The sequence below is a fragment of the Mageeibacillus indolicus UPII9-5 genome, assembly GCF_000025225.2.
Taxonomy (GTDB): Bacteria; Bacillota; Clostridia; order Saccharofermentanales; family Fastidiosipilaceae; genus Mageeibacillus; species Mageeibacillus indolicus.
The window spans coordinates 434,616-452,859 of the sequence record NC_013895.2; the positions used below are offsets into that span (position 1 = coordinate 434,616).

General features: G+C 46.1%; 15 protein-coding genes and 1 tRNA gene. 15 read left to right on the forward strand and 1 reads right to left on the reverse strand.

Annotated features, from left to right (window positions below; genetic code table 11):
* Position 1: 1 nt before the first annotated feature.
* From rpmI to HMPREF0868_RS01965, 3 genes are all read left to right on the forward strand, one after another.
* Positions 2–199, forward strand: coding sequence for a 50S ribosomal protein L35 (rpmI, locus tag HMPREF0868_RS01955; protein ID WP_012993039.1), 198 nt, complete (start codon positions 2–4; stop codon positions 197–199).
* A 30-nt stretch (positions 200–229) separates the two neighbouring features.
* A complete protein-coding gene (rplT, locus tag HMPREF0868_RS01960) occupies positions 230–586 on the forward strand; it encodes a 50S ribosomal protein L20 (RefSeq protein ID WP_012993040.1) in 357 nt (118 codons plus the stop codon).
* Between the two features lie 99 nt (positions 587–685).
* Complete coding sequence (locus tag HMPREF0868_RS01965) at positions 686–1,489, forward strand: TrmH family RNA methyltransferase (RefSeq protein ID WP_012993041.1); 804 nt, start codon at positions 686–688, stop codon at positions 1,487–1,489.
* A gap of 152 nt (positions 1,490–1,641) precedes the next feature.
* Here HMPREF0868_RS01965 and HMPREF0868_RS01970 read toward each other — a convergent pair.
* Positions 1,642–1,716, reverse strand: a tRNA-Glu gene (locus HMPREF0868_RS01970).
* Between the two features lie 89 nt (positions 1,717–1,805).
* On the opposite strand from HMPREF0868_RS01970, the gene uvrA reads away from it, so the two are divergent.
* The 12 genes from uvrA (at position 1,806) to HMPREF0868_RS07805 (ending at position 18,243) form a co-directional block, all read left to right on the forward strand.
* Complete coding sequence (gene uvrA / locus HMPREF0868_RS01975) at positions 1,806–4,688, forward strand: excinuclease ABC subunit UvrA (protein WP_012993042.1); 2,883 nt, start codon at positions 1,806–1,808, stop codon at positions 4,686–4,688.
* 119 nt (positions 4,689–4,807) lie between these two features.
* Positions 4,808–7,645 carry an ATP-dependent Clp protease ATP-binding subunit gene (locus HMPREF0868_RS01980; RefSeq protein WP_012993043.1) on the forward strand — a complete coding sequence of 946 codons (2,838 nt, stop codon included), beginning with the start codon at positions 4,808–4,810 and terminating at the stop codon, positions 7,643–7,645.
* 23 nt (positions 7,646–7,668) lie between these two features.
* A complete protein-coding gene (locus HMPREF0868_RS01985) occupies positions 7,669–8,415 on the forward strand; it encodes a hypothetical protein (protein WP_157667963.1) in 747 nt (248 codons plus the stop codon).
* Complete coding sequence (locus HMPREF0868_RS07800) at positions 8,415–10,988, forward strand: peptidase U32 family protein (RefSeq protein WP_012993045.1); 2,574 nt, start codon at positions 8,415–8,417, stop codon at positions 10,986–10,988. Before HMPREF0868_RS01985 ends, HMPREF0868_RS07800 begins: the two co-directional genes overlap by 1 nt.
* A gap of 94 nt (positions 10,989–11,082) precedes the next feature.
* On the forward strand, positions 11,083–11,580 hold the full coding sequence (locus HMPREF0868_RS01995) for a dUTP diphosphatase (protein ID WP_012993046.1): 498 nt from the start codon (positions 11,083–11,085) through the stop codon (positions 11,578–11,580).
* A gap of 3 nt (positions 11,581–11,583) precedes the next feature.
* Complete coding sequence (gene tsaD, locus HMPREF0868_RS02000) at positions 11,584–12,639, forward strand: tRNA (adenosine(37)-N6)-threonylcarbamoyltransferase complex transferase subunit TsaD (RefSeq protein ID WP_012993047.1); 1,056 nt, start codon at positions 11,584–11,586, stop codon at positions 12,637–12,639.
* A gap of 1 nt (position 12,640) precedes the next feature.
* Positions 12,641–13,108, forward strand: coding sequence for an SsrA-binding protein SmpB (smpB, locus tag HMPREF0868_RS02005; RefSeq protein WP_012993048.1), 468 nt, complete (start codon positions 12,641–12,643; stop codon positions 13,106–13,108).
* Between the two features lie 151 nt (positions 13,109–13,259).
* Positions 13,260–14,558, forward strand: coding sequence for a trigger factor (tig, locus tag HMPREF0868_RS02010; protein ID WP_012993049.1), 1,299 nt, complete (start codon positions 13,260–13,262; stop codon positions 14,556–14,558).
* Positions 14,559–14,643: 85 nt separating this feature from the next.
* Positions 14,644–15,228 carry an ATP-dependent Clp protease proteolytic subunit gene (locus HMPREF0868_RS02015; RefSeq protein WP_012993050.1) on the forward strand — a complete coding sequence of 195 codons (585 nt, stop codon included), beginning with the start codon at positions 14,644–14,646 and terminating at the stop codon, positions 15,226–15,228.
* Positions 15,229–15,230: 2 nt separating this feature from the next.
* Positions 15,231–16,553 carry an ATP-dependent Clp protease ATP-binding subunit ClpX gene (clpX, locus tag HMPREF0868_RS02020; RefSeq protein ID WP_012993051.1) on the forward strand — a complete coding sequence of 441 codons (1,323 nt, stop codon included), beginning with the start codon at positions 15,231–15,233 and terminating at the stop codon, positions 16,551–16,553.
* Between the two features lie 180 nt (positions 16,554–16,733).
* Positions 16,734–17,015 (forward strand): YdbC family protein, encoded by a 282-nt coding sequence (locus HMPREF0868_RS02025; protein ID WP_012993052.1) that lies wholly within the window; start codon positions 16,734–16,736, stop codon positions 17,013–17,015.
* A gap of 265 nt (positions 17,016–17,280) precedes the next feature.
* Positions 17,281–18,243, forward strand: a complete 963-nt coding sequence (locus HMPREF0868_RS07805) for an AraC family transcriptional regulator (protein ID WP_012993053.1) — start codon at positions 17,281–17,283, stop codon at positions 18,241–18,243.
* Position 18,244 lies beyond the last annotated feature (1 nt).

Consider the following 18,244-nt stretch of genomic DNA (forward strand, 5'->3'; position numbering starts at 1 on the left):
TATGCCTAAGCAAAAAACGCATAGTTCATCAAAGAAGAGATTTAAAATTTCCGGTACCGGCAAAGTTATCCGGCCGCGAGCATTTAAGAAGCACAAATTGACTTGCAAAACAGCTAAACAAAAGAGAAACCTGCGTGGCTCCACAATTGCATCACCGGCAAATGAAGCTAACATCAAAAAGATGATTCCTTATAAATAGGATAAGCAGTTAATTTGAGGAGGAATAACAATGGCGAGAGTAAAAAGAGGCGTAGCAGCCCACGCGAGACATAAGAAAATTTTGAAAATGGCCAAAGGCTATTTTGGTCATAAGAGCAAGTTGTTCAAAGTAGCAAATCAACAGGTGATGAAGTCCGGTAACTATGCTTATCGTGACCGTAAGGCCAAGAAACGCGATTTCCGCAAGCTCTGGATTGCCAGAATCAATGCGGCGGCACGTATGAACGGACTTTCCTACAGCCGTTTAATGAACGGTGTTCACAAGGCTGAGATTGCTTTGGATCGTAAAATGTTGGCCGAGTTGGCTGTCAGTGATGCAAAAGCATTTACCGCTGTTTGTGAGGCCGCAAAGAAAGCGTTGCAGTAAGATATATTTTATTTTATATTTTGATTTAAAGGACTGACATGCGCAGTCCTTTGATTTTATTAAATAGTTGGTCAATGACAGTAGAAGTGAGATAGCGGTATGGGTGAGATGTTGATGAGTAGCAAAACCAATCCTTCTTATAAACGATGGCTGAAATATTGTGAACATCCCGAAAAGAATCGGGATATTTATCTGTTGGAAGGTTTGCGTTTGTGCCGCGATGCCGTCGAAGCCGGGGAAAAATGGCGAATTCGTGAAGTTTGTTTCAATGATGCTGCATTACGGCATGAAACCGGTCATGCATTTTATCAGTTATGTGTTAACCGGTTCGGTGCAAGTACGGTGAATGTATTCGCTGATAATTTGTTTGCCAAACTGGCTGATACCGTAAGCAGTCAGGGGATAATGATGGCGGTTTCCCCAGAAGGAGAGCGACCGACGGCGAATTGGCGGCGCGTTTTACTTTTGGAACGCGTCCAGGATCCCGGCAATTTAGGCAGCATTTGGCGTTCGGCCGATGCTTTCGGCTTTGATGCTGTTATTTTGGCGGCCGGCGGAGCATCGCCTAATAATCGTAAAACTTTGCGCAGTGCTATGGGATCGGTCTTCCATGTTCCGGTTTTGCCTTTTTCTGACACGGAGGCGGCATACACTTTTCTAAAGCAAGAGAATTTTTGGATTGCGGCAGCGACATTGGACGGGCGTCCGTTGGCGGAGATCGCCAGGCGGCACGACCTGCCCAAGATAGCGTTGGCTATCGGCAACGAGGGTAACGGCTTGTCGTCATATGCTCGAAAAGAGGCTGATGCCACTGTTTATATTCCAATTAGCGGCAAGGCTGAATCTTTGAACGCAGCCTGTGCGGCTGGTATTTTGTGCTATGAATTCAGAGAGGCGCAGTAGTTAGTCGTAACTGAAGAATTGTTGCCGTTGTTTGTCGTCTTGCCAGATTGGCAGGAAAGAGTCATTCCCGTCGTTCCGAAAGTGCAAAATAAAAGCTAAAAATATGGTGGAATGAAGCGCAAAAAAAAAGCCTTGTAAGAACAAGGCTTTTATGGTGACCCTAACGAGAATCGAACTCGTGATTCCGCCTTGAGAGGGCGGCGTCTTAACCGCTTGACCATAGGGCCGAAACGCTTTATAAATTATAGCAGCATATCTTCACTTTGGCAATGATTTTTGAGCATAAAAAAATAATGGACCCGGAATAGAGGTATTGATGGATAACTGGATTAAAATTCGTGGAGCGAGAGAGCATAATTTAAAAAATATTGATGTCGATATACCGCGTGGCAAATTTGTGGTAATTACCGGCCTTTCCGGCTCCGGAAAATCCTCTCTGGCCTTTGACACAATATATGTCGAAGGCCAACGGCGTTATGTTGAATCATTATCCGCCTATGCCAGAATGTTTTTGGGGCGGTTGGACAAACCTGATGTTGACAGCATTGAGGGGCTTTCTCCGTCGATTTCCATCGATCAGAAGACGACTTCGCACAACCCTCGTTCCACCGTCGGTACAGTTACTGAAATTTATGACTATTTAAGGCTGCTATTTGCTCGCGCCGGCACCCCTTATTGTCCAAAATGCGGCAAACCGATTGAAGCTACCGGCATAGACAGTATTGTCGATCAAATAATGCACGTCGCTCAAGGCAAAAGAATTTTAGTGCTGGCACCGTTGGCTCAGGGGAAAAAGGGTGAGTTTAAGAAACTCTTTGAAGACCTTGCGGCCAAAGGCTTTGTACGTGTGCGCGTTGATGGTACAATTTTTTCCCTCGATGAGGAAATTAAGCTGGCAAAAACAAAAAAGCACGATATAGCCGTGGTAGTCGACCGTATTGCTTTACGAGATGAGAGCCGTTCCCGCTTGGCGGATTCACTTGAGACAGCTTTAGAGTTAGCGGATGACATTGTTGAAATAGCCATAGGTGAAGCAGATGAAACCGGTCAATATATCTATCAAAGCCGGATTTTCAGTAGGAAACTTGCTTGCCCGCAATGTAATATTTCGATAAGTGAAATAAGCCCTCGTCTGTTTTCATTTAATAACCCTATCGGGGCGTGCAAAGAATGCTCAGGACTAGGCACTTTACACTATTTCAATCCCGATTTAATTGTGCCACAGCCGGAAAAATCCTTGAATGAAGGGGCCGTTCAAGCGATCGGATGGCGCTCGGACGAGAAAACCAGCTGGGGACGGTGCTTTTATGTTGCTTTAGCCGCGAAATATGATTTTTCGTTGGACACACCGTGGAAAGACTTGCCGGAAAAAATCAAGCGAATAATTTTGTACGGGAATGGTCGCGAGAGTCTTTCTATTGATACGACGAACACCAAATATAATCGTGGTTCAGCTCATCGCACACATTTTGAAGGGGTTATACGTAGTTTGGAACGCCGTTATAATGAGTCGGCTTCGGAAGAAATGAAGGCTACTTATGAACAATATATGTCTGTCAGTGAATGCCCGTCCTGCCACGGAGCCCGCCTTTGTCCGGAAGCTTTGGCTGTGAAACTTAACGATGTCAATATTCATCAACTTACTTTGTTGCCGATTAATGAAGCTTTGGATTTTTTGCTGCATTTGAAACTTACCGGTCGGGCCGAAATAATCGCTGAACGAATTGTGCGCGAACTACGGATGCGTCTCGAATTTCTGCTAAATGTCGGTCTGGATTATTTGTCTCTGGGACGCTCGGCCTCTACCTTGTCGGGTGGTGAAGCGCAACGAATTCGCTTGGCGACACAAATTGGTGCCGGTTTGATGGGGGTACTGTACGTGCTTGACGAACCGAGCATCGGCCTGCACCAACGCGACAACGGCAAGTTACTGTCTACACTTGAGCATTTGCGCGATCTCGGCAATACAGTTATCGTAGTTGAACACGATGAGGAAACAATGTGGCGGGCTGACTATATTATTGATATGGGGCCGGGCGCAGGTGCTTACGGCGGGCAAGTTGTCGGAAAAGGTACGGCGAATGAGTTGATTAATCAGCCTGATTCGCTTACCGGGAGATATCTGTCCGGCCGAGAAAAAATTCCTGTACCGGCTGAGCGCCGTCCGGGTAACGGATTTTTCTTACATATAGCTGGAGCGCAAGAAAATAACTTAAGGAATATTGACGTGGATATCCCGTTAGGCACTTTCACCTGCGTAACTGGAGTTTCCGGTTCGGGAAAAAGTTCATTGATAAACGGTACTTTGCGACCTTATCTAGAAACGTTGCTGCAAGGTTCAGTGCGAAAGACGGGTAAGTGCCAGTACATTAGTGGAATTGAATATATTGATAAAATAATCGCCATAGACCAGTCGCCGATCGGCCGAACCCCACGCTCCAACCCCGCCACTTACACGGGTGTTTTCGATCTAATTCGTGCTTTATTTGCTTCGACTGTTGAAGCCAAAGCTAAGGGTTATTTGCCGGGGCGGTTCAGTTTTAATGTTAAAGGTGGCCGGTGTGAAGCCTGTTCAGGTGACGGAGTGAACAAAATAGAGATGCATTTTTTGCCTGACATGTACGTGCCGTGCGAAGTCTGCAAGGGGAAACGCTATAATCGTGAAACATTGAATGTTAGGTATAAAGGAAAAACAATCGCTGATGTATTGGATCTGACAATTTCGGAAGCGGCGAAACTGTTCAAAGATATGCCCCGTATTGCCGACAAACTGCAAACTTTACTTGATGTGGGTCTGGGTTACCTGCATTTGGGGCAGCCGTCGACTCAACTTTCTGGCGGTGAAGCCCAGCGCATTAAATTGGCCGGGGAGCTTTCTAAACGCAGCACAGGAAAAACGATATATATTTTGGATGAACCGACTACCGGCCTTCACATGGCAGACGTAAAAAGGTTGATCGATATTTTGCAGACACTTACCAGAGCTGGAAACACCGTCTTGGTTATTGAACATAATTTAGATATGATCAAGACGGCCGATTATATTATCGACCTCGGGCCGGGCGGCGGCAAGCACGGTGGAACTGTAGTGGCCACTGGAACTCCGGAAGAGGTTGCGACTAATGCGAAATCTTATACCGGCCAGTATTTAAAAAAACTTTTGTCAGAAGCGCAAACTGAGTCAGGTGCGACAGATTAGGGCTGAAACCGCAGAAAATGATTCGTAAAGGCAAATTTACTACTTGTTCATGAAAAAACTGCGCAGAGCGGCTCATTTGGTTTATACTTAAATTTAATGAACATAACGAGGAGATATGTATGGGGAAATGTTCCATTTGCAACAAAAATGAAGCAATATTATATATAAAAAAAATAGAGCAAAATAAAGTTACCATGGACGGTATTTGTTTGGCTTGTGCCTACCGTAACGGCATTGGCGGGATGGAAAAATTTTTTGAGCAAAACGGCATTAACGAGGACAATGTTGATGAATTTTCCTCCATGCTGAACAATGTGGTAAAAAACATGTCCGGTAAATCGCCGCAAGAGCTGCTGGAAATGATATCGACTCATTTGCCGGAAGAATTTCCAACCGATATTACGGAAAATATTGACGATATTATGCAGGCTTTTACCAACGGATTGGCCATTGACGGCAATGACAATTCCAATGATGCGGCGGGGGAAGCCGATAATAAAAATAAGGCTGTCGGACAGAAGGATGAAACTAGGTCAAATCAGCAACTACAACATTGGACTCCGGCCGGTGAAATGAGCGAAAAAGCAGATAACGCGAACGGTGCTGCTAACGGGGATCCTGCAAATGATGGTGGGGCAAGTGCCGGTACGGGTGCCGGTACTGAGACAGGTGCCGGTGCTGAGACAGGTGCCGGGGATGAAGACAAAGACGCTGATAAAAAAGTTCCACCGAAGTTTAATGGCCAAAGTATACAGTTTATTTTACCTGGTAAGCAGTCCGGCCAAAATGAAGATGATGCCGAAGACGAAAATACTTCAAATGACGACAACAATCATTCAGGTACCCCGTTCCAAGAACTACTCAACGGCTTGCGCGGCTTTTTCATCGCTGATGAAAACGGTTTCCAAGGCCTCATGCCGGTTGCTCGCGGCGGGGACACGGATGATGAAGAAAAGACCTCTTCTGATAAGAACCGAAAGAATCGACGAAATGATAAAACCGGCGGCCGAAAGAAACGTAAATTCCTGGAGCAATTTGGAACTAATTTAAATCAGAAAGCCGCGGAAGGCAAAATAGACCGTATGATCGGCCGGACAAAGGAATTGGAGAGGGTAGTTCAAATCCTTAATCGACGGAACAAAAACAACCCTGTTCTCTTGGGTGAACCCGGTGTCGGCAAGACTGCAATAGCTGAAGGTCTGGCCATGCGTATTGTGGCCGGAGAAGTACCGCCAAAACTACAGAACATGGAAGTTTATCTGCTTGATATGACTGGAATGGTGGCCGGCACCCAATTCCGAGGCCAGTTTGAAAGCCGAATGAAAGGGGTAGTCGATGAGGCTTCGGCTGACGGCAACATAATTTTGGTGATTGATGAATTACACAATATTATGGGTGCAGGAGATGCCGAGGGTGCGATGAATGCCGCAAATATCCTCAAACCTGCCTTAGCTAAAGGTGCCATCCGGGTACTGGGCTCGACTACGCTTAGCGAGTATCGACGTTTTGTTGAGAAAGATACGGCGTTAGAACGGCGTTTTCAGCAAGTTTTAGTTGAAGAACCTTCTGCCGAAGATACATTTGCCATTTTGCAAGGCGTTCGCGATTATTATGAACAGCATCATAATGTGCGTTACTCGGATGAAGTGTTGCATACGGCGGTGCGCTATGCCGGCCGATATATTAATGAACGTTTTTTCCCGGATAAAGCGATTGATATAATTGATGAAGCCGGTGCTAAGGCGAACCTTAAGCAAAAAGAACTGGTGCAAGCCGCCAAACTAAAGGATAAAATAGCCGAATTAGGCCAAAAACTTTCCGAAACAGAACGGCAAATAAGCGAGGCCGGCAATCTCAGCGAGTCTGAATCTAATGAGCTTTATGAGAAAAAAGCCAAGTTTACAGCGGAAAAATTGCAAACGGAAGAGGAACTGAAAAGTTTGCAGCCGCTATTGCAGCCGGTTGAAATAACAAACGAAGATATCGCCGCCGTTGTTGAGATGTGGACCGGAATCCCGGTTAAATCGATTACCGAAAGTGAAACCGAAAAGCTGATTAATTTGGAAAGTCGTCTGCATCAGCGGGTTATCGGACAGAACGAAGCTATTGCTGTACTGAGCAAGGCTGTCCGCCGCAGCCGTGCTGGTTTCGGGCGGCGAAACAAACCTGCTTCATTTATCTTTGTTGGTCCGACCGGCGTTGGTAAAACTGAGCTGGTCAAAGCTTTGACGGAAGTTCTGTTTGATGATGAGAAGGCCATGATACGTATGGACATGTCTGAATTTATGGAAGCACACACAGTGAGTAAAATCATAGGATCGCCTCCTGGATATGTCGGCTACGATGACGGTGGACAATTAACCGAAAAAGTTCGTCGCCATCCATACAGCGTTATTTTGTTGGACGAAATTGAAAAAGCTCATGCTGACGTATTTAATATTTTATTGCAAATATTGGATGACGGTAGATTGACTGACAGTCACGGTAAGTTGGTTTCATTTGAGAATACGATTATCATCATGACTTCAAACGCCGGAACGTCGAATCAAAGCGGCGGTTATGGCTTTGGACGACATAATCAAGAAGCGATGAGCGAAAAAGTCCATCGTGTCCTGAGCGAAATCTTCCGTCCGGAATTCTTAAACCGCGTGGATGAGATAGTCGTCTTCAATTCGTTGACGCCGGCGGAACTGCGTCAGATAATAGATATCATGTTACGCGAGGTTGCGGCCAATTTACAGCGTATTGGCGTTAAGCTTGAAGTCACCGATGCCGCCAAGGATTATATCGTTGAACACGGCTATTCGCCCAAATACGGAGCAAGGCCGCTACGCAAAGCAATCAGACGGTTGTTGGAAGATCCGTTGGCCGATGACTATTTGCGCGGCACTTTGCGGGGAATTGCCAAGGTAGCGATAGATGCGCAGGACAATCAATTACAAATTAAAAAAATATGAACGATGTGAATGTCGCGAAAAATTTGAAGAAAAGTAATTTGACTGTTGCTGGTTTCAGCTTGCGTTTGATTCATAACCAACCGGAAGAACTTATGCAAAAGATAGCCGGCGAACTGACGGTAAAATTACAAAAAATGCGCAGCAGCGGTGGCGGCTTGAACTTGACGGCTGCCGCTTTGGTTCTTTTGATTCAAGATATGATTGCGGAGACTAGCGCAACCGAAGCAGTTAATGCTTTAACGGAACAAGTAGCTGCTTTAAAGTCAGAAATAGCATCATTGCAAGCACCAGCTAAGAAGAATCAGCAAACGGTTCATCAGAAGGAGGGGAGCCGGCCGGGCAAGGCCACGACTGTGGAAGAAAGGTTTCAGCTCACCATACCTACAATTGATAAATTCACGAGTGTTGAAACATCTTCCGCTGCTTTGAAGTCTTCCTCCGACGGCCAGAAACTGTCGCCTGAAGGCAAGAACCCGTCGCCCGACGGCCAGAACTTGCCGCCCGACGGCCAGAAACTGTCGCCTGAAGGCCAGAACCTGCCGCCCGATAGCCAGAACCTGTTGCCCGACGGAAAGTTGCGCAGAGCTGAATCTGAGCAGCCGACTGGACGTGCACTTGGACGAAATCCCCTCGGGACAATCGGAGCCGCCGATCACCACGGCAAAAAGCAACGCTGCTTTCCCGGCTTAAAACATCAAAGAGTTTTTCTTTGCGTTGGCCGAGGCAATACCATGAATGAACGCCAGCTTACATTTTTGGAGAAAATATAATGACGGTCAGACAACCGGAAATTTTAGCCCCCGTGGGCGATATGGACATGCTAAGTGCTGCCTTGCGCGCCGGTGCTGATGCCGTTTTTTTTGGTAGCGGTGATTTTCACGCACGAAACAAAGCTGTCGGCTTGCCGGAAGACAAATTGCCGGAAATTATCGAAGAAATACATTTTAACTCAGCTCGTTGCTACCTTACGTTGAATACCTTGATTCGCCAAAATGAACTGACAGCAGCGATAGATTTGGCTTTAGCGGCGTATGAAGCCGGCATTGATGCCATAATAATTCAAGATATAGGCTTAGCCGATATATTGCACCGCCATTTGCCGGCTTTGACCTTACATGCCAGCACACAAATGGCAATTTATACCCCTGAGGCCATGAAATTAGCGGCCGAACTCGGGATGAAACGCATTGTTCTACCACGCGAATACAATTTGGCGGAAATACGTAGCCAAACCGCTTTAGCCCATCAGCTGGGCATGGAAACTGAGGTGTTTGTGCATGGCGCTCTATGCGTATGCTATTCTGGCCATTGCCATCTCAGCAGGCATTTAGGCGGACGAAGTGCCAATCGAGGCGCCTGTGCCCAGCCTTGTCGAATGAACTACACTGTTGAAGGCCATGGTTCCTTGGGCTTACCCCTGCTTTCCCCCAAAGATATCAGCTATTTAGACAATTTGAGCGATTTGGCGGCCGCCGGGGTTGATTCTTTTAAAATAGAAGGACGGATGCGAAGCCCGGAATATGTGGCAACGGCGGTGAATGTTTTTAAACGTCAGCTGTACGGGCAAACTGTATCTGAGCAAAACAGGAGCGACTTGTTGTTGGCTTTCAACCGTGGCGGCAGTTTTTCTACCTCAAGGTTGACCGGACAACGCGGACGCGATTTTTTGAGCGGTGATTATGCTGGCAACTATGGTATCGAACTAGGCCGTATAAGTGCTGCAAGACCGTCGGATGGAACGTTAACCATCAAAAAACTCACAGAAACTGCTGACGGTATGATGGTTCCAGAATTGCGGCGCGGCGATGTGATCAGCATTCGTTTGCCCGGCGAAGGTGAGCTTGCTTCGGCACCTTTAGGCGAGGTACGGCATTGCGGCAATAACGTGATTGTAAAAGGTTTTCATCCAGCTGTTTTGCGCAAGTTGCCATTCGACGCTCCGGTGTTTTTGATGCGCAGCGAAGAACTTAATACACGTTGCTTGGCTTTACACCGACCTGCGCGCCCGGTAAGACTTGTGCTATCTGAAAAAGCTCCGCATCAATATACTTTAAAAATCGAAATTGTTAAAGAAGTGGAACATAAGGACAGCGTCAAGCAAGAAATTATCGACCAACAAGAAAACATAGTTGACCAGGAAAATAACGCTCACCGGCAAGATATTGCGCCGGATACCGGAGAGCCAAACATTTCTCCGGGAGCTTCAGCCGAGGTGCAGTATCAGAGCGAGACAAATACAACTGAAATCAAGCCGCTTCCCTATGAGCGAATTAAACAACAGTTGAGCAAACTCGGGAATACGGGCTTAAAGGCAACGGAAATTGTCATATATGGCGAGATAGAATTACGTGTAGCGGAACTTAACGAAATAAGACGCAGGGCAGTCGCGATTCTTCTGAAAAACATACAAGTTAAAACAGCGTTAACGCCTGAAGTGCCGCAAGCGATACGCCAAAGCATTGCTGAGGAGATTCAAAACCTAAGCGAATATTCCGCGAAAAACGGTTCCGTGCACGGCATGAACGGCATTACAAGCGGCTCAAAATGGCTTTCGCTGCCAGGCTGGCGAAGCGGAGATAAACTGCCGGGCGAAACAGGAGCTGAAGGCTTTATTCTGCCGCTTGCCGCATTACTACGAAGCACGCATCAAAGTCTGCAAAAGTTGTTTGCCGATTATAAAATACGCGTGATGGTTCCGGCCGGAGCCAGGTTGGCATTATTAGCTAAGGGCAGCCAAGCTTATCCGGAATGGCGCCGCCTCGGTTTGCAGGGACAGGTTACGGCGGGGGCAAAATTGGCTGCTTTGCCGGATGACGACTGGTGGCTGTGGTGCGACGGCAATATTGCCAATACGGCAACACTTAATTTTTTCCGCCGCCGCGGCTGCCGCGCTTTTGCTCCGGCTGGAGAACTGGGAAGCACTGCGGAGCCGGCTTGGCAAGCCTTGGTGGCCGCTGCTTCACCCGATTTGGCCGCCTTGGTTCTGAGTGGGGCGGAAGAAGCCATGCTTTTTGAGCATTGTCCCATTGGTTTCGGCCAAACGGGCTGCCAAAAATGCCGCCGGGAACGATTGTTCATTTTGCGTGATCAACGTGGCCGTCGGCTGCCATTTTTGCCCTTGCCGGAACAGCATTGCAGCGGCAGATTGTACGCTCCTCTTGATGAATCACCGGCGCGAAATTTATCTTGCGCCAGCCAACGAATTACTTCTGACATGCAATTTTCCGAAGTCGGACAGGTGCATACAGATGAAAAAACGAAGTTGGCGCAAATGCCAAAAACGAAGTTGATTGAAGTCATTACGATGCTGCCGCCGCTGAAACGTCCAGCCGGGACCATCTGAAACGTCCGTCGGGACCCGCTGAATTGAGCAAAAAAGAAAATATGTTTATAATTAAGTGAACTCTTAGACGGAACTTTTACGAATGGAGAATTTTATGCACGAACTCAAAGTAGCGATTGAACTTTGTCGACCTACAGCTATTAAACCGCGGTACATGCATATCGGTGATGCCGGTATGGATCTTTATGCAGCTGACGATGTAATTTTAAAACCCGGGGAGAGCAAAGTTGTGCCGTTAGGTTTCAAAATGGCCTTGCCGATCGGCTATGAGATGCAAATACGTGCCCGTAGCGGACTTTCTTTAAAAACCAGATTACGTTTGCCTAACGGATTAGGAACAATTGACGCTGGTTATCGCGGCGAGGTCGGTGTGATAATGTACAATGCAAGTCCGGACAATTCTGCCGGTGAGTCGGAAATCTTGACACTTACCGAACAAAATAACCGCGCCGGAACCTATTTGATTCACCGCGGAGAACGCATAGCTCAAGCAGTAATTGCGCCGATCATCCATGTTGAATGGGAAGATGCCGAGTCGGTCTGCAACATAGGAGAAGACAGAGGCGGCGGATTAGGGCATAGTGGAGTGTAAAAAATGTTAATATTAGGAATAGAATCATCCTGCGATGAAACCGCTGCCGCAGTAGTTGCTGATGGGCGAACTGTGTTAAGTGACGTAATTGCGTCGTCAGCTGATATCCATCGCCGTTTTGGCGGTGTTGTACCGGAGATTGCCTCCCGTATGCACGTTGAGGCTATTTTACCGGTTGTTACACAAGCTTTGAGCGATGCCAGATGCACTTTAGCCGATATCACCGCCGTTGCTGTTACTTACGGACCCGGCTTGACCGGCGCACTTTTAGTGGGACTTTCCGCCGCGAAAGGCCTGTGCCTCGCAGCCGGCAAACCCTTGATAGGTGTGCATCATATAGCGGCACATATAGCGGCAAACTATGTCGCCGACCCCGAACTTGAGCCGCCGTATTTGTGCTTAGTTGTATCAGGCGGGCATTCACAACTGGTATTGGTTCGCGACTATCTCGACTTTGTTATTTTAGGTACGACACGAGATGATGCCGCTGGAGAAGCCTTTGACAAAGTTTCACGGGCTGTCGGTCTCGGCTATCCAGGCGGACCTTTGATCGATAAACTGGCCAAAAAAGGTAATCGGACAGCGTTGCATTTCCCACAGACCAAATTCCCCGATGACAGCCTGGATTTTTCGTTCAGTGGCGTAAAAACCGCCGGTTTGACCTTTATCCGCCAAAGCAAGCAACAAGCTGAACGGATGGGACTAGACTGGGAAACGGCTTTCCCTAAAGCAGATTTCGTGGCCTCCTACCAAGAAGCCATATTACAGGCACTGATTAATAACGCTGCAGAGGCGATAAAACGAACAGGGGTAAAGAGACTGGTGATTGCCGGCGGTGTAAGTGCCAATTCTCGCTTGCGTGAAATGGCTTCCGAGCTTGCAAACGAGTTAAAAATAACTTTTACCTGCCCGCCACTGCGACTTTGTACCGATAATGCGGTAATGATCGGGGCAATGGGATATTACAAGTATTTGGCAAAACCACAAGGCGACGGAATGGCCTTGAATGCCTATCCGCATTTGACCTTAGCCGAATTTATCAGAACAACGGAGGCTTAATATGGCACGAGCTAAAGGCATAAAAGTAGTAGCCGACAACCGCAAAGCGCACTATGACTACATAGTTTTAAATAAATACGAAGCAGGTATTGTTTTAAGCGGGACTGAAGTCAAGTCGATTCGCGGCGGGAACGTTAACCTCAAGGACAGCTATGCTAAAATTCTGCATGGAGAAATGTGGGTGATCGGCATGCATATCAGTCCGTATGAACAGGGCAACCGCTACAATTTAGACCCAATGCGCAGTCGCAAACTTTTGCTCCACAAACAGGAAATTGACCGGCTGTTTGGTAAAATCAAACAAGAAGGACTCACCTTGGTTCCGTTGCAACTATATTTTAAGAATGGCAGAGTTAAGCTTGAGCTGGGGCTTGCCAAAGGCAAAAAAAACTATGACAAACGCCAATCCATGATCCAGCGCACGGTAAAACGCGACATAGATCGCGCCTTGAAAAATAGTAACAAATAAATATATTTTATGCCGATATTTATTGCCTTACCTAGGCATAGCAGGAACATAACCGTTTGTACGACGTAGATATGTTTCCTTTACATTTTAAAAGCGTCATGTTACAATTTTTTTCAGTATGTACCGAGGGAAACCTCGTTGGGAGGATAATATGACATCTAAAATTGAAAAAAAAGAAAAAAGCTTGGTGGATTTACATTTAGAATTCACGGCTGAGGAATTCCTCAAAGCCTTACAAGAAGTATATAAATATAACGCCAAACGATTCTCCGTGCCTGGTTTCCGTAAGGGCAAGGCACCGTTTGCTTTGGCTATGCGCTACTACGGCGAAGGCACTTTGTACGATGATGCCATTGACAATTTAGTTAATGCCGAGTACGGCAAGTTGCTGGATGAAAACAATTTGGAACCAGTTGTGCGTCCGGAGCTGGAGATTGTCAAAGTCGGTTCACAAGAAGGCTTGACGGTAATTTTGCATGTTACGAACAAACCTGAAGTGGTGCTCGGCGAATATAAAGGCATTGAAGCGAAAAAACCGGTTACCGAAGTTAAGCCGGAAGACGTTGAAGCTGAATTGAAAAAGGTACATGAGCACAGCGGCCGAATGGTACCGGTTACCGATCGTCCGGCGGCAAAAGGCGATACTGCAAAAATAGACTTTAAAGGTTATCTCGACGGCAAAGAATTTGAGGGCGGCAGCTCTGAAGGCCATGATTTGAAGCTGGGCTCCGGCACATTTATACCAGGCTTTGAAGACCAAGTCATCGGTCACAATATTGATGATGAATTTGATGTAAATGTGACTTTCCCAGAAGATTACACAGCCAAAGAGTTGGCTGGTAAGCCGGTGGTATTCAAATGCAAACTACATGGCTTGATGGTGAAAGAGTTACCGGAATTGGATGACGAATTTGCCAAAGATGTGAGCGAATACGATACTTTGGAAGAATACAAGAACAGCTTGCGTGATAAGTTGACAGAACGCGCCGCCGAAAAAGACCGGGCCGATTTTGAAGACAATGTCGTAAATGCTGTTGTAGCTAACGCTACGGTCGATATACCGGATGCAATGGTTGAAAGTGAAATCGACGGAACTGTCCAACGCCAGACCCAATCCATGCGCCACCAAGGTATTGAGCTGAATCAGTACTTACAGTACATAGGTAAAACTTTGGAAGAATATCGCAATGAGATGCGCGAGCCGGCGAAAAAACAAATCAAAACTTCCTTAGTTATCGAAGCTGTAACCAAGAAAGAAAACCTTCCTATATCTGAGGATGACTATAAGGCGGGCATAGAACGCATTGGCAAACAATATGGGATGAGCCCCGAAGAACTTGAAAAGAGATTTGGCAAAAATAATTCGATGATCAATGATATGATCAGGACAAATCTGACCGTGGAGATGCTGGTTAAAGAAGCCAAGCCGGTTGAAGAAAAACGTCCCTGAGTTTATAACTGTCGAATGTAACAACTTTAATGATTAATCAAAAGCTCGGACAATTGTCTGGGCTTTTGCACAGAAAGGAAAAATTATGAGTCTTGTACCAATGGTAATTGAACAAACCGGCCGCGGCGAGAGATCGTACGATATTTACTCCCGTTTGCTGAAAGAACGCATTATTATTTTGAGTGACGAGGTTAATCATGTTACGGCCAGCTTAATCACCGCACAATTGCTGTTTTTGGAAGCGGAAGACCCGGATAAGGATATCCAATTTTACATCAACAGCCCCGGCGGTTCTGTTTCCGATGGATTGATGATTTTGGATACGATGGACTATATCAAACCGGATGTTCAAACTATCGGTATGGGAATGTGCGCGAGTATGGGTGCCGTTTTGCTTACCAGCGGAACCAAAGGCAAACGTTTTATGTTGCCTAATGCTGAAGTAATGATTCACCAACCTCTGGGCGGAATGCAGGGACAGGCCAGCGACATGATAATAGCCGCTGAGCACGTAACAAAAACCCGCCAAATCTTGAACGCTATTTTGCAACGCCAGACCGGTCGTTCCCTCAATGAGATTGAACGCGACACGGATCGGGATAACTGGAAATCGGCGCAAGAAGCAATCGCCTATGGTCTGATTGATCACGTAATGGACAAACGAGGTTAATAATGCCGGAAAGAAAAAGTCATGTCTGTAGCTTTTGCGGCCGAAATGAAAAGGAAGTCGGCATGCTGCTTGGCGCGGATAAAACATATATATGTTCTGATTGTGCTGAAATATGTCACAACTTTTTTATTAACGAAGCATATGAACCGGGGATGAGTGGAAAACCCGAAAAAAGCAGGAACCTTGGGGGAGCAAAGGCGCAAAAATCTGTAAATCCCTCCGATTTGCCCTCGCCTAAAGAGATGAAGGCTATTCTGGACGAGTATGTCATCGGTCAGGATGAGGCCAAAAAAACACTTTGTGTTGCAGTATACAACCACTATAAACGGGTTTTTCGCGACCCGCAGTCAGAAACAGCAAAAGAGGACACGGTACAACTGGATAAGAGTAATGTTATGCTCATCGGCCCTACCGGCTGTGGCAAAACTTTGCTGGCCTCGACTTTGGCGAAAATTTTGCATGTCCCGTTTGCGATTGCTGATGCTACCGCACTCACTGAAGCCGGTTACGTCGGTGAAGACGTAGAAAATATTTTGTTGCGCCTGATTCAAAATGCGAATTTTGACATTGCTCAAGCACAGCGCGGTATTATTTATATTGATGAGATTGACAAGATTACCAGACGTTCGGATAATCCGTCGATAACCCGTGATGTAAGCGGTGAGGGTGTCCAGCAGGCTTTGCTTAAGATCCTTGAAAGTACAATTGCTAACGTTCCGCCCCAAGGCGGTCGGAAACATCCGCACCAAGAGTTCATTCAAATAGATACTACGAATATACTATTTATTTGTGGAGGTGCTTTTGACGGACTAGATAAAATCATCCGTCGCCGTACCAATCGCAAGTCAATTGGATTTGGCGCAGAAATCGGCTCAAATTCATCTTTAGACGATGATGATGTTTTATCTCAGCTCGAACCACGTGATCTGCTTAAATTTGGCCTGATCCCTGAATTTATTGGACGTGTACCGATTAACGTTACCTTAAAGGCGTTGGATCAACAGCAGCTGATCAAAGTGTTGTCTGAACCGAAAAACTCTTTGATAAAACAATATAAATATTTGCTCGAACTTGATGGTGTCGACTTGGAGTTTACGCCTGAAGCGATTAATGAAATCGCCGCTGCAGCCATCAAACGCAAAACAGGCGCACGTGGGTTGCGAGCGATTATGGAAGAAATTATGCTTGACGTCATGTATGAACTTCCCTCCCGGCATGATATTAAGAAATGCGTGATCGGGGCGTCAGTAGTACGTCATGAAGCTACGCCGGAATTTGTATTCAAAACCGAGGCCGACAGCGAAGAAAATAAAGATCGCCAGTGAATAATTAAAAAAGACTGCCGGCGAAGAATTGGTAGTCAATTTGAACGGGTAGGGTGAGCTGATATCGTTGCTCTTTCTAAAGTTTTGTCGCTGCTTTGTCGCAAATTTGAGAAATTTGTCGATGAAGCAGCTTTTTTATTTCGCTTATAATGACCCCATCAAAATATTTAGGAGGTCTATATGGACAACAATCGTAGAAATCGTAGCCGTGAGAATGATGAGGTTAAATACGAATTAAAGCAGCATATCGGGTCAATCGGCACGACCGGTAACGGATGGGTTAAAGAAGTCAATCTGCTGAGTTGGAATGATCATCAACCAGGCATAGATATACGGACATGGAACAGCAATCATACCAAGATGTCCAAAGGAATCAATATTACCTTGGAGGAAGCTACGAATTTAAGCTGTCTTTTGAATGCTTATATAGGTGATAAGGACACTGCAACGGGCACAGATTGAGGCAGTGGCAAGCTGGCATCATAAATATCAATGCAATCATAGCGGCAGCTCTTAGTGCTTGCTGTTTCAGTACGGACTAGGCCCGGGGACAGGCCTGTGATAATAAAAAACGGAACATCCGGTTATAATAGTTGATTTAATTTACCTTAATGGCAGAGGAGACGATAAATTTTGCCGTAAAGCCGGGTGATTCCGTTTTTATGCTTTAAAAATCAGATTATTTTTGCTATCATAGACAGAATAACATCCCAAAGGAGGAACGGATATGCTGCAGGAAATATTGTCCGGAAAGGTCTATGGCACAGAAATAAAAGCAGGTTTTTTGCCAATATTGATTGCTGCCAATATTTCGATCTCCTCTTGCGGTGAAGAAAAGCTGAGTTACGATTTGATAAAGAATTATCGCCTAGCTTTTGTGCGCAGCGGTAAGATTGCCGTGCAAACTGCAAGTACATCGCAGATTTTGTCAACTGGCGGAATTGCGTTATTACAACGTAACGTTGAATGCACCTGCATTACGCAGGATACTAAGGCGGAGGTGGTTTGGCTGGGCTTTGCCCTTCTTGATAATAGTAGTGAAAAATCAACGAACTTTGCGGAAAAAAACTCAGAAGAATCAAACCGGATTGACATCGAAGAGCTGATTAAGCGTCGTGTTGGCAGAGCGGTAAATTTGCCGGATATAATCTGTTTCCCCGATAATGTGCAGGAAACAATGGGGCCGCTGTTCGATCACATATATAAAGAAAGCGTTTTCAGGCCTTATTCGTATGACTTAATGCAGGAATTATACTTGTTTCAAATAATTGTTCTGGCCTTGCGTTCATTGGAAATAACCTATGAGCGTGCGGATGAAGTTCGTAACGGATCAATTCAGGATCTCGTCAAACTCAGCCGCAACTATATTTTGGACAATTATGCAAAAGATATTAATGTTACTGATGTGGCTGCCTATGTATGCCTCAGCCCAAGCTACTTTACGCGAGTTTTTCGAGAAAACACTGGCATCAGTCCTCTATCGTTCATATTTCAGGTGAGAATATCACGAGCATGCAAATTGCTAGAAAAAAATAACTTTAAGGTGAGCAGTGTTGCCGAACAAGTAGGCTTCAGCAGTCCTCAGCGATTTAACTCAGCCTTCCGTAAACAGATGGGAATTACGCCCAAAGAGTATCGCGAGCTTTGTCGTCAACGCTCCGAGGCAGCGGTGGAAATGTTCATGCGCTGAT

Bases quoted from the DNA above. Each gene is read 5' to 3' on its own strand.
- rpmI (WP_012993039.1), top strand. From the start codon at position 2: ATGCCTAAGCAAAAAACGCATAGTTCATCAAAGAAGAGATTTAAAATT.
- rplT (WP_012993040.1), top strand. From the start codon at position 230: ATGGCGAGAGTAAAAAGAGGCGTAGCAGCCCACGCGAGACATAAGAAA.
- HMPREF0868_RS01965 (WP_012993041.1), top strand. From the start codon at position 686: ATGGGTGAGATGTTGATGAGTAGCAAAACCAATCCTTCTTATAAACGA.
- uvrA (WP_012993042.1), top strand. From the start codon at position 1,806: ATGGATAACTGGATTAAAATTCGTGGAGCGAGAGAGCATAATTTAAAA.
- HMPREF0868_RS01980 (WP_012993043.1), top strand. From the start codon at position 4,808: ATGGGGAAATGTTCCATTTGCAACAAAAATGAAGCAATATTATATATA.
- HMPREF0868_RS07800 (WP_012993045.1), top strand. From the start codon at position 8,415: ATGACGGTCAGACAACCGGAAATTTTAGCCCCCGTGGGCGATATGGAC.
- HMPREF0868_RS01995 (WP_012993046.1), top strand. From the start codon at position 11,083: ATGCACGAACTCAAAGTAGCGATTGAACTTTGTCGACCTACAGCTATT.
- tsaD (WP_012993047.1), top strand. From the start codon at position 11,584: ATGTTAATATTAGGAATAGAATCATCCTGCGATGAAACCGCTGCCGCA.
- smpB (WP_012993048.1), top strand. From the start codon at position 12,641: ATGGCACGAGCTAAAGGCATAAAAGTAGTAGCCGACAACCGCAAAGCG.
- tig (WP_012993049.1), top strand. From the start codon at position 13,260: ATGACATCTAAAATTGAAAAAAAAGAAAAAAGCTTGGTGGATTTACAT.
- HMPREF0868_RS02015 (WP_012993050.1), top strand. From the start codon at position 14,644: ATGAGTCTTGTACCAATGGTAATTGAACAAACCGGCCGCGGCGAGAGA.
- clpX (WP_012993051.1), top strand. From the start codon at position 15,231: ATGCCGGAAAGAAAAAGTCATGTCTGTAGCTTTTGCGGCCGAAATGAA.
- HMPREF0868_RS02025 (WP_012993052.1), top strand. From the start codon at position 16,734: ATGGACAACAATCGTAGAAATCGTAGCCGTGAGAATGATGAGGTTAAA.
- HMPREF0868_RS07805 (WP_012993053.1), top strand. From the start codon at position 17,281: ATGCTGCAGGAAATATTGTCCGGAAAGGTCTATGGCACAGAAATAAAA.